The organism is Nostoc sp. DedQUE07, assembly GCF_034530975.2.
Classification (GTDB): Bacteria; Cyanobacteriota; Cyanobacteriia; order Cyanobacteriales; family Nostocaceae; genus Nostoc.
Genome location: NZ_JAVRCC020000069.1, coordinates 25444 through 35772, shown reverse-complemented (window position 1 = coordinate 35772; position 10329 = coordinate 25444). Strand labels below are relative to the sequence as shown.

13 protein-coding genes are annotated in these 10329 nt (G+C 42.9%); 5 read left to right on the top strand and 8 right to left on the bottom strand.

Going from position 1 to position 10329, the window contains the following annotated elements; all coding sequences use genetic code 11:
• Positions 1-73 precede the first annotated feature (73 nt).
• Both RMZ95_RS30890 and RMZ95_RS30885 read right to left on the bottom strand, forming a co-directional pair.
• Complete coding sequence (locus RMZ95_RS30890) at positions 74-475, bottom strand: hypothetical protein (RefSeq protein WP_322682972.1); 402 nt, start codon at positions 473-475, stop codon at positions 74-76.
• Positions 476-1066: 591 nt separating this feature from the next.
• A complete protein-coding gene (locus RMZ95_RS30885) occupies positions 1067-1396 on the bottom strand; it encodes a glycosyltransferase (protein WP_322682973.1) in 330 nt (109 codons plus the stop codon).
• 260 nt (positions 1397-1656) lie between these two features.
• Here RMZ95_RS30885 and RMZ95_RS30880 point away from each other — a divergent pair, with 260 nt between their 5' ends.
• From RMZ95_RS30880 to RMZ95_RS30860, 5 genes are all read left to right on the top strand, one after another.
• On the top strand, positions 1657-1977 hold the full coding sequence (locus tag RMZ95_RS30880) for a 2Fe-2S iron-sulfur cluster-binding protein (RefSeq protein ID WP_322670901.1): 321 nt from the start codon (positions 1657-1659) through the stop codon (positions 1975-1977).
• A gap of 147 nt (positions 1978-2124) precedes the next feature.
• On the top strand, positions 2125-2304 hold the full coding sequence (locus RMZ95_RS30875) for a hypothetical protein (RefSeq protein WP_322682974.1): 180 nt from the start codon (positions 2125-2127) through the stop codon (positions 2302-2304).
• Positions 2305-2431: 127 nt separating this feature from the next.
• Positions 2432-3487, top strand: a complete 1056-nt coding sequence (locus tag RMZ95_RS30870; RefSeq protein ID WP_322682975.1) for a DUF3326 domain-containing protein — start codon at positions 2432-2434, stop codon at positions 3485-3487.
• Positions 3488-3643: 156 nt separating this feature from the next.
• Positions 3644-4240, top strand: coding sequence for a CPBP family intramembrane glutamic endopeptidase (locus tag RMZ95_RS30865; RefSeq protein WP_322682977.1), 597 nt, complete (start codon positions 3644-3646; stop codon positions 4238-4240).
• A 225-nt stretch (positions 4241-4465) separates the two neighbouring features.
• Positions 4466-5086: a CP12 domain-containing protein gene (locus tag RMZ95_RS30860; protein ID WP_322670905.1), complete on the top strand. Its 621-nt coding sequence runs from the start codon at positions 4466-4468 to the stop codon at positions 5084-5086.
• A gap of 117 nt (positions 5087-5203) precedes the next feature.
• Here RMZ95_RS30860 and RMZ95_RS30855 read toward each other — a convergent pair whose 3' ends face one another.
• The 6 genes from RMZ95_RS30855 to RMZ95_RS30830 form a co-directional block, all read right to left on the bottom strand.
• Entirely contained in the window at positions 5204-6319 is a 1116-nt protein-coding gene (locus RMZ95_RS30855) for an LptF/LptG family permease (protein ID WP_322670906.1), read from the bottom strand.
• Positions 6320-6546: 227 nt separating this feature from the next.
• Positions 6547-7275: an LPS export ABC transporter ATP-binding protein gene (gene lptB / locus RMZ95_RS30850; protein ID WP_322670907.1), complete on the bottom strand. Its 729-nt coding sequence runs from the start codon at positions 7273-7275 to the stop codon at positions 6547-6549.
• A gap of 30 nt (positions 7276-7305) precedes the next feature.
• Complete coding sequence (locus RMZ95_RS30845) at positions 7306-7803, bottom strand: LptA/OstA family protein (protein ID WP_322670908.1); 498 nt, start codon at positions 7801-7803, stop codon at positions 7306-7308.
• A gap of 302 nt (positions 7804-8105) precedes the next feature.
• Positions 8106-8498 (bottom strand): DUF309 domain-containing protein, encoded by a 393-nt coding sequence (locus tag RMZ95_RS30840; protein WP_322682978.1) that lies wholly within the window; start codon positions 8496-8498, stop codon positions 8106-8108.
• The gene (locus tag RMZ95_RS30835) at positions 8495-8860 is read right to left on the bottom strand and encodes a ferredoxin thioredoxin reductase catalytic beta subunit (protein ID WP_292854015.1); all 366 of its coding nucleotides are present in this window, start codon (positions 8858-8860) and stop codon (positions 8495-8497) included. The genes RMZ95_RS30840 and RMZ95_RS30835 overlap by 4 nt, the downstream gene beginning before the upstream one ends.
• A gap of 206 nt (positions 8861-9066) precedes the next feature.
• Entirely contained in the window at positions 9067-10227 is a 1161-nt protein-coding gene (locus tag RMZ95_RS30830; protein ID WP_322682979.1) for a DUF58 domain-containing protein, read from the bottom strand.
• Positions 10228-10329: the final 102 nt, after the last annotated feature.

Genomic DNA, 10329 nt, shown 5'->3' with positions numbered 1-10329 from the left:
AAAAGTAAAACTACCGTCCCACAAAGGTTTCAGTGTCAGGTTTTGGGTTTCGTAAAAATGGATAAAGTCGAGCTTAGGGGGTGGCGGTTATTGCTTTTACATCTGATGTTTTATCTGTGTTAGATTTCAAGCGTGTCAATCTGCTTTTACGGATACGTTCGCTGTCTCTAACGCCGCCTGCAAGTTCATATTCATTGCTGTTTTTGCCGTACTTGCAACCAACCCACGTCAGCATTTTGTCTGAAACCTGACTTAAGGTTTTTTCCATCTCATCTAGCTTATTTCTAGAAGAGTCAATCATAGCTATAGCAGCGTTATACTCATCAAGCATATTGTGAAAATTGTCTATTAAGTGAGTCAGGTTTTGCAAGTTGTGAGTATCATCAAAATTGATTTTTGGATCGATAGCTTTCAGTCCGGCAACTCTAAACTCAGCTTTTTCTAAAATCCGGGAATTACGTTTTTTTCGAGTCATAAATTTACACTTTTAAAAGCTTTACAAAGCTATTTTGTCTCAATTAACCTGGATTTTGGTTCAGCAAAAAGCGCATTTTTCGTAGTAAAAGTTTTGATTTACGTCCGTGATTTCTCGGAATTTAATCATCAAAAGTTGATTTTCAGCAAAATAATATTATGTTAAAACCTCGTTTCTAGCCTCTGGCTGGAAATGCACTTCAATTGCGGCTCTGCCGCCAGGAAGAGAGGCGGAGCCTCAATTGAAGTGCATTCCCAGTCGGAGACTGGGAACGAGGCAATCTAAAAGCTAGTTCTAGACTTGCTTTCACGTTAAGTTGACACAAATGAGCATTGCTGTGCCCCTACGAATGGTCTGTCTTCTATGTCAACTGCGATCGCTTTAACTTTAAGCCTTAATGTTGTAACCTTAAGCCTTTATGTTCTAGCTCTAAGGCTTAATATTGTAACCTTAAGGCTTAATGTTATAACCTGAAGCCTTAATGTTGTAACTTTAAGGCTTTATGTTCTAGCTCTAAGGCTTTATGCTGTAACTTTAAGAGTCAACATTGTAACATTGATGACCAAAGTTTGTTGGTGAGTGCAACCATCGCTATATAGTGTCTAATCTTATACTTTTTGCAACGGAACCACGAGAACTGGTATCAGCGCAGCAGTTTGCGGCCGCACCGATCGCATCGAACTGGTTGGTGATGAGGTCGGGCATTGGCTTAGTTGTTGTGGTGTCACTCACCGCAGTCTTGCGCGGCGCTCGCATCTCGATCCCCACTGGTGTAAACTCAAACCCAAGCCTCTTTGCCCACTCGATAAAATTCGGCGGCACACACAGATGTATCTCGTGCCCGCGATCGCGCACCTCCAACGCCAAGGCGATCGCTGGTTGTTGTACATCTTTGCGCGTACCGACCACTGAAAACAACACTCGCATATTCTCTCCAAGGCAATCTGAAAGATGTCAAATGGTTTTTATAAGGAAACGCGATCGCGCATATTTATAGTAAGCAAATTTAACTAATTTATTTATGTATTGTATAGTAAATAATGTTACTAATTTATAACTTATTCCGAATTAGTTGCTATAATTGCTTCTTTTTTACCTAAACTTTTATAGTAACATCTGGATATTTTTAACTAATTCAGATAAACTAATAAATTTGTCCGTAGCATGACCTTCTTTTGTATATGCCCAAAACTTACACCGTAGAAATTGATCACCAAGGCAAAATTCATACCTTGCAAGTTCCTGAAAATGAAACGATCTTATCAGTTGCCGATGCTGCTGGTTTGGAACTGCCGAGTTCTTGCAATGCAGGTGTCTGCACAACTTGCGCCGGTCAAATAAGCGAAGGAACTGTGGATCAAACTGATGGTATGGGCGTTAGTCCAGATTTGCAAAAGCAAGGTTACGTATTGCTTTGTGTTGCCAAACCCCTTTCTGATTTGAAAATTCAGACGGAAAAGGAAGACATAGTTTATCAATTACAATTTGGCAAAGGCAAATAATCAGCGAACAGTTATCAGTATATCGGATGATTATTCATAACTGAATAACTGTTTGCGGAGATTACCAAACCTGATAAATTACGCAAGTATTTAATTGCAGATAAAATCAGCTATTCTAGAAACTAGAAATTAACAGGAATTACCAAAATGACGACTCATTTTATTACCGCAGAAATTGATTTACAAGAAACTCCCGCAGAGTTACTAGAAGTAATTGAAACAGAGTTAAAGAGACAAGGCGAACCTCTGCGTTGGGCAGTTACTTCTGTGGACGTTGACGAACAAAAAGCTACAATTGAAGCCGTTGTTACGACAGTTAAGAGTTAGGAGTTAGGAGTTGGGAGTTGAGACGCGATTAACCCAAGTCTTTCCAAGAGTTAGGAGTTCGGAGTTAGGATTTGATGGCTTTTGATTTATAAACTCATTACTCATCACTCATCACTCATCACTCAATATGTACACCGCTATCTTAATTGTACCAACTGGCGTTGGGGCTGCCATTGGGGGTTATGCAGGAGATGCTTTGCCTGTTGCCAGAGTTATAGCACAGGTTTGCGATCGCCTAATTACTCACCCCAATGTCCTCAATGGCGCAAGTTTGTATTGGAATCTCCCCAATGCTTTTTATGTTGAAGGTTACGGACTTGACAAATTCGCCTCTGGATGCTGGGGGTTGCGTCCAGTCCGCAGCAACAAAGTAGGTTTGCTTTTAGACCAAGGCATTGAGCCAGAGTTACGACTACGACATATACAAGCAGCCGATGCAGTCAGAGCAACTCTGGGATTGACTTTAACAGATTATGTAATTACGGATGCGCCATTAAATGTAGAATTACGGACTACAGCATCGGGGGCTAGTTGGGGAACAATTGGCAACCCAGATAGCTTGTTACGAGCAGCCGAGATATTAATAAAAAAAGCGGGGGCAGAAGCGATCGCAGTTGTAGCCCGTTTCCCGGATGATATGGACTCAGAAGCAGTACAGAAATATCGTCAAGGTGAAGGGGTAGATTCTTTAGCGGGTGCAGAAGCCGTAATTAGCCATTTGCTAGTGCGAACCTTTCAAATTCCTTGCGCCCATTCACCCGCCCTTTTAAGCGAACCTCCGCAACCAGATTTATCTCCCCGTTCCGCCGCCGAAGAATTGGGTTATACCTTTTTGCCGTGCGTGCTTGTAGGATTAAGTCGTGCCCCACAATTTATAATAGAGAGAGCGATCGCATCACAGCAAGGAGATATTTGGGCAGATGAAGTGGATGCTGCGATCGCACCTGCAACTGCCTGTGGTAGCAGTGCCTTACTGAGTTTAAGCCAAAAACGATGCCAAATAATTACAGTAGAAGAAAATAAAACTCTAATAAAAGTTCCTCCGCAACCGTTGGGGATCAAATCTATACAGGTAAACTCATATTTAGAAGCAGTAGGTGTATTAGTAGCACATAAAGCAGGCATCAATCCCTCCGCTCTCCGTCCCAAATTATTACCTTTGCAGTCAGTAATTAAAAGTTAGGAGTTTGGAGTTAGGAGTTAGGAGTTTGGAGTTAGGAGTTAGGAGTTTGGAGTTATGCCCAATGCCCAATGCCCAATGCCCAATGCCCAATGCCCAATTCCCAATTCCCAATACCCAATGCCCAATGCCCAATGCCCCCTCTCCCTTTAAAAACCTGTGATTGAACAACAAAAGCAAGAGCCAGAAATTCCATACCTAACGCGTATCCAAGTACTTGGGGCGATGGGAGCGACTGCAATCATTTTGTTGATAGTCGCTAAACTTTCGTTATACTTTGGCAACTTTTCGCTATTTGCTTGGGACTTGAATCCAAGAGAAGCGCTATTAGGTGTAGGGTTGGGGTTTGTACTCACCGCGTTAAGTGGCTTAACTTACCGTCTATGGACTGCCTATCGTAAGAGTGCAGATTATTACCTAGAAATCGTACTGAAGCCTTTAGCTTTACCAGATTTAATTTGGCTGGGGTTGCTACCCGGATTGAGTGAAGAATTGTTATTTAGAGGTGTGATACTACCAGCGTTAGGCTCCGATCTGACAGCTGTAATTGTATCCAGTCTTTGCTTTGGCATCTTGCATTTTAGCGGTTCCCAACAATGGCCTTATGTAATTTGGGCAACAATTGTCGGGATGATATTGGCATATAGCGCTCTGCTCACGGGCAACTTGTTAGTGCCGATTGTCGCTCATATTATTACCAATTTGATTTCTAGCTATTTCTGGAAAATACGGCAATTTTCGGCAATTAAAAAATAAATATTTGTTAATCGGCAAAATATTATCACAATTTATGCTGGGTTTTTGGGCATTGGTTACATTGGATAACATCATAAGTTGACAACTGGTCTAATTTATTGTTGTAGCTCGGCAAAAGTTCAACTTTTTTTACTTTCTAGTTAGAGCAAACTGTGCGGTGCAATGCTTCGATACGCCCATGAGGGCGCAGTGCTGCACCGGACTATTAACCAGGAGACTACAACAATGATGAAAGCTGAAGATATCATGACCAAAGACGTAGTTACCATTCGCGGTTCGGCAACTGTTGCTGAAGCGGTGGGGCTGATGAAGGATAAAGGATTGCGGGCGCTGGTTGTGGATCGTCGCTATGACAATGATGCTTATGGTATTGTCACAGAAACAGATATTGTTTATAAAATAACAGCCTACGGGAAAGATCCAAAGCAAGTGCGGGTTTATGAAATTATGAGCAAGCCCTGCATCGTGGTCAATCCTGATTTGGGTGTGGAATATGTAGCGCGGTTATTTGCTAATACTGGTATTCATCGCGCGCCTGTGATTCAAGGCAAGCTGTTGGGGATCATCTCGATTACCGACATTTTGACTAAAAGCGACTTTGTGGAAGCGCCAAAAGCGCTACTGCTGGAGGAGAGGATTCAAAAAGCAATTGAGCAAGCTCGTGCTATTTGCACCGAACAAAGTGCTTATTCTAAAGCCTGTGCAGCTGCCTGGGATGAGGTAGAAGAACTTCAGGCAGAAGCAGCTCATCAAAAAGCTGAGGGTATGATATCAGCGAAAGTTTCTTTTGAAGAATACTGCAAGGAAAACCCCAATGCACCAGAATGTCGAAATTATCACCCGTAATTGAAGTGTGGGGATGAAGAGGAATAGGCATTGGGAGTTAGGAGTTAGGAGTTTGGAATTATTTTCCTTGTCTCTTTGTCCCCGTGCCCCCTGCTCCCTGCCCCCTGCTATTTCAATTTACCTTCTCGCAACTCGCATCAATAAGAATAAACCTATTCCCAAAAAAAGAAAGTTGGGCAACCAAGCCCCCATAAACGGAGAAAGGACACCTGCTTGTGCCATCGCCCCACTAACAAAGAATATTAAGTAGTACGAAAATATAACTATGACACTAATCCCAAAGCTGGTACCTCTCCCCGTTCGCTGGGGTATGCTTCCCATCGCTGCACCTACCAAACCAAAAACCACGCAGACAAAGGGCAAAGAGATTTTTTGTTGAATCCGCACTTCAAGTTTACGAATTTTTTGGCGATCGCCACCAAGATTTTCCACTTCTAGTTGCTGTAGTGCTTCGGCAATATTCATTTCACCATAATCGCGGCTTTTTTCTGCCAGACTTAATGGCGTGCGCGGTAGTTGCAGTTGTTGCTGTTCAAATCTGACGATGTTACGATAAGAGCGATCGGCAGCAACAAAATAGATTGTGCCGTTGTAAAAATCCCAAACATTTTGAGAAGGATTCCACTGAGCAGATTCTGATACGACAATTTGATTCAGATTTTTGGTTGAGCGATCTATAATTGTCAACCCTTTCATTCGCTTACCATCAAATTGGTCGGCGTAAAATAAGCGTGTCAATATCCGATTTTTAGAGCCATCTGGCTGGACAACATCCTGGTATTCAGGATAGAAAATATTTTGCTGTTTAAAAGTGGGCTTGTCTGATTTAAGAGCTTTATCCAGAGTCATCGCCGCTTGATAATTGGCTGCTGGTGCAATTTCTTCGTTAAACACAAATGTCATTCCTGTGACTACAAGACTTAACATCACAGCAGTTAGCACCATGCGATAGACACTGACACCACAACCACGCAAGGCAATTAGTTCGCTCTCGCTAGAAAGACGACTGTAAGTCATCAAAGTAGCCAGCAGCGTAGACATGGGGAAGGCTAAAACGATAAAGTTGGGAAATTTTAACAAAAAAACTTGAATAGCAATGTCTATAGGTAGCCCAGATTCGACAATTTTTCTAACGAGATCGAATACAGCATCAATAGTGACGCCAATTGATGAAAAAGCTCCGACACCAAAGAAAAACGGCGCTAACAATTCGCTGGCAAGATAGCGATCCATGATCGTAAAAGGCAGCAGCGAATAGAGACTATTAAAATACGTGAGCTTCTTTGATATCATAAGCAATTTTAAAATTTAGATATTGGCAACCCTGGCAAAGCAAAACATCTCTAGTGTATTTAAGATCAAAATTAAATACTTAATGGCTAAAAATAAACTAATAAATTCATGCTGAAAAATCAAAAATCAAAATACCCTGGGAGATTATTAACTAAATAATTGTTAATTTAGACTTGAAAATTATCCCCCAAATAATATTGCCGCACGAGGGGATTGCTGTAGAGTTCGTCAGCAGCGCCAAAAGCAAGAATTTGTCCCTCACGCATGATATAGGCGCGATCGGTGATCGCGAGGGTTTCGCGGACATTATGATCTGTAATTAAGATTCCCATGCCGCGATCGCGCAGTTGTGCTACGATTTGCTGAATTTCTGAGACTGCGATCGGATCGACTCCGGCAAATGGTTCATCCAAAAGTAAAAATTTTGGCCCTTCTTGTCCAGCAGCTAAAGACCTTGCTAATTCCGTCCGCCGTCGCTCACCACCAGAAAGTTGAATTCCTTTACTCCTAGCTAATTTTTCCAACCGAAACTCCCGCAGTAAAGTTCTGAGTCGCCTTGCCCATTCCCATCGTGGCACATGAGTTTGTTCTAGCACTAACAGAATATTATCTTCTACCGAGAGTTGGCGAAAAACACTTGCTTCTTGTGCTAGATAACCAATACCCAGTCTTGCCCTTTGATGCATTGGCATTCCCGTTACGTCTACATTACCCAGCCAAACTTTTCCTTGATTGGGTTTTTCTAAACCTGTGGCAATGTAAAAAGTCGTCGTTTTACCAGCCCCATTGGGGCCTAGTAAACCAACGATTTCCCCCTGAGCAACAGAAAGATTGACACGATTGACAATTACTCGCTTGCCGTAAGATTTATGAATATTTTCTAAAACAATTTTCACGCTGGAAGCACCCTTTCTTGGTGGTAAATGCTAATTAGAAGGCTTCAAAGGTGGTGTTTTTGGGGCAGGTGTCGCAGTTTGTCCATTATTATCTGATTCTTGCACCATGTAGATGGACTCTACCTGACGGTTGGATTGGGGTAAAGCAACAAATCGCCCTTCATCAATTAAATAGGTTACTTTCTCTGCTCGGATACTGTTACCGCCCTGTTGCAAAATATAGACGTTGCCACTGAAATCAATTCGGCGTTCTTTACTAAAATACTGTGCTTGGGCAGATGTTGCCTGAAGTTGGCGAGCCGGATACAACATTTGCACATTACCGCGAGCGGTGATTACTTGATTTTTCGCGTCATATTCTTGCACATCAGCGCGGATAGTCAGGGGGCGATTTGCCTGAGATGTTTGTGCAGTAGCGGTTTGCACTTGGGTAGGGAAGGCAAAAGCGCCCAAAAGTGTAGCTGGCAGCATTAAAGCTAATCCAAAGCGACGTATCTGGGATAAGGGCAATTGATAGCAGGGCATCATAGCAATTGGGGATTTAGGATTTCAGCTTGCATTCTAATTATCTCAAGTACTTTATCCAGATTATGAAATATACAATCTGGAGTGATTTCTGATAACTACTGGCTGAAATAGTGACGCTACCCCCAACCTCAAGGTTTCAGGTAATTGACATCTGAATGAAAATGACGTAGACACAATACTCTTTTTTTAACAAAGACGCTATGCGTAGCTTGCTTCCACGTAGTAGTACGCGAAGCCCTCGGCTAGATGAATTTTGCCTACCAAGGATTTCGGGTAACACATAATTAATTTCACTCCTATGTCTAATCAGTCGTTAGCACGATTTTAGGCAAAGATAAGACTTGATTTTCGCCCAGATTGCCAGCAGCAATCAAGTCTGGCCCTATTTGCTGTAATGTCGTCAACAACACTGCGCTCTCGCTCAATAGCTCATCTACGTCAATGCCGCTGTAACTAGATGGGTAACGGCGTAGGCGATTGCTGCCTTCTCCCAATAGAATTACAGCACCTCGCCAGTTCCGATTTTCCAAATGATACAGTGCCACAGCAATTTGGAGAATTCCTTGATAAAAGCTTTTTTCCGGTTCGCTAGCTTCAATCCACAAAGCCTCTAAAGTGTCATGACAAGCGTAGAACTGTCCAGAATTGAACTGTTCTACGCCTTGCCAAAACTCTTGGGGGATGATTTCGCTCATCCCATGCTGTCTCGTACTTCTTTGATTGTTTCCAGAGAGATTTCTTGTTTATCTCCAGCAAACTCATTGTCAGAGGTGAGGAACAACATGCAATGGCACTCTTTGCGTTCTCTCATTGGCACACAAGGACAGTTCCAATATGTGGCGTGAATCTCAGCTTCTTTATCTTCGTAATGGCGACAAGGACATAAAGGCGCACCCAGGTCGTCTTTATGTTTGGCTAATCCTTCAATCACAACTGCGGTGACAGAAGGTTCAGAACAGAAGTATGTTCCAGTACGCTTGGCGTATTGTTCGGAAAAATGCCGCATTGCCTCTAGGCTTTTATCGCTGGATTTTGTGTTATGTTCTGATGCGATCATGTCGTTCATAATTTAAATATTTCTTTGCATTGTACCTCAGCCTCATGTGGGGATTACTGGGTGTATTTCCCCAACCTTTTCCCCTCAAATTGTTTTACATTTGCTCAAAGGCTGATATATCCGGTGTCCTGGGATCGGAGAAAATCTCAGAAATCGCAGAAGTTGAACTTGTCAGTGGTCTTTGAAATTATAAAATTTGAATTGATTTATGAATGTAATGTTTTTTGTAGCTGGGGTTGCAGTGGATTATCGCTTTGCAAAACTATACCAGGGTGTTCCCAATTAATTACCTCTGGTTCTGCTGGTGAGGAAATACTTGGCCATAAAACCCAGCGACTACCTTGAGGAAGAGTAGCAAGGCTCAGGGGGTTTTGAGTCAGCCAAATCAAAGGATAGCTTTTAGGAACAACTGAACTGGCATCTTCTAAGGCTGTGGTTGCTGCTAAGGTTTCTAGAACAAAGCGTTCGCCTTTGATTAAATTTGTTGATGCTGTCCACAGTTGCACCTGTAATTCTTGTTGCTGTGCATAAAAGTACAAAGATGCTGCGGCAATTACTGCTTGTTCAAAGTTTTCTTCTTCCCAATTGCTAGCACTGTCAAGGGCAATAACTATTTCTTGTCCACCTGTTACCATTTCTAACTCCCGCACCCTTAATTCGCCATAGCGCGCACTAGTCCGCCAGTGAATCAAGCGAGTAGGATCTCCTAGACGGTAGGGACGGAGCGATCGCACCAGCCCGGTTGTCGCTGTTTGCAAGGGTTTACCACGAGGATCGCCCCTTTTGCTCTCTTCTTGTCCCATTTCATCTATTAGGGGACAGGTAGCCAAGGGTAACACTGTGGGATAAACGATCGCTGTCGCAGCACAATCACGCTGACGGCGACACCAAAACAAACCCAAAGGCGCACCAGAACCAAGTTCAACTGTGTGCCAGCGATAAACACCCCGACGCACAGTCGGGTGGTAATATACCCAACGGTAACTACCTTGGCTAGGAATTGTTTCGATTGCCTTTTGTACTGGTTTCCCTAAGACGAAGGGGAGTATATCTTCAACTTGCAATAAACTTACAGGCTGCTGTGTCTGATTGCAGATTTCTAATTCCACCGTTAGATCGTCGCCTGCTGACACAGGTTGTATGGGACGGCGAGTGATGGATAGACCTGTGAGCGATCGCGGCGGTAAGATGGCTGCTACACCCAAAAGGGCAAAACTAATGCCGCTAATGGCGTAAAGCCAACCAGCCATCGTATTGATACCTGCGCCAAAAAAACAAATAGCGGTTAATCCTAGCACCCAACCGCCGTATGCAGGGGCACTGGCGCGGGTTTCTAACCAATTGGTGATGGGTTTGATGATTTTCATGTTTCTTTTTTAACCCAACACCACCCTAAATTCACAGGGTCTTAGGGTATGTCAAAAAAACCATAATAGTAATATTTATGAAGCCATCTAGAAAAATCTGGA

What these genes read in the sequence shown, in the direction of transcription:
- RMZ95_RS30890 (WP_322682972.1), bottom strand. Translation starts at nt 475, where the DNA reads ATGACTCGAAAAAAACGTAATTCCCGGATTTTAGAAAAAGCTGAGTTT.
- RMZ95_RS30880 (WP_322670901.1), top strand. Translation starts at nt 1,657, where the DNA reads ATGCCCAAAACTTACACCGTAGAAATTGATCACCAAGGCAAAATTCAT.
- RMZ95_RS30875 (WP_322682974.1), top strand. Translation starts at nt 2,125, where the DNA reads ATGACGACTCATTTTATTACCGCAGAAATTGATTTACAAGAAACTCCC.
- RMZ95_RS30870 (WP_322682975.1), top strand. Translation starts at nt 2,432, where the DNA reads ATGTACACCGCTATCTTAATTGTACCAACTGGCGTTGGGGCTGCCATT.
- RMZ95_RS30860 (WP_322670905.1), top strand. Translation starts at nt 4,466, where the DNA reads ATGATGAAAGCTGAAGATATCATGACCAAAGACGTAGTTACCATTCGC.
- RMZ95_RS30855 (WP_322670906.1), bottom strand. Translation starts at nt 6,319, where the DNA reads ATGGATCGCTATCTTGCCAGCGAATTGTTAGCGCCGTTTTTCTTTGGT.
- RMZ95_RS30845 (WP_322670908.1), bottom strand. Translation starts at nt 7,803, where the DNA reads ATGATGCCCTGCTATCAATTGCCCTTATCCCAGATACGTCGCTTTGGA.
- RMZ95_RS30840 (WP_322682978.1), bottom strand. Translation starts at nt 8,498, where the DNA reads ATGAGCGAAATCATCCCCCAAGAGTTTTGGCAAGGCGTAGAACAGTTC.
- RMZ95_RS30835 (WP_292854015.1), bottom strand. Translation starts at nt 8,860, where the DNA reads ATGATCGCATCAGAACATAACACAAAATCCAGCGATAAAAGCCTAGAG.
- RMZ95_RS30830 (WP_322682979.1), bottom strand. Translation starts at nt 10,227, where the DNA reads ATGAAAATCATCAAACCCATCACCAATTGGTTAGAAACCCGCGCCAGT.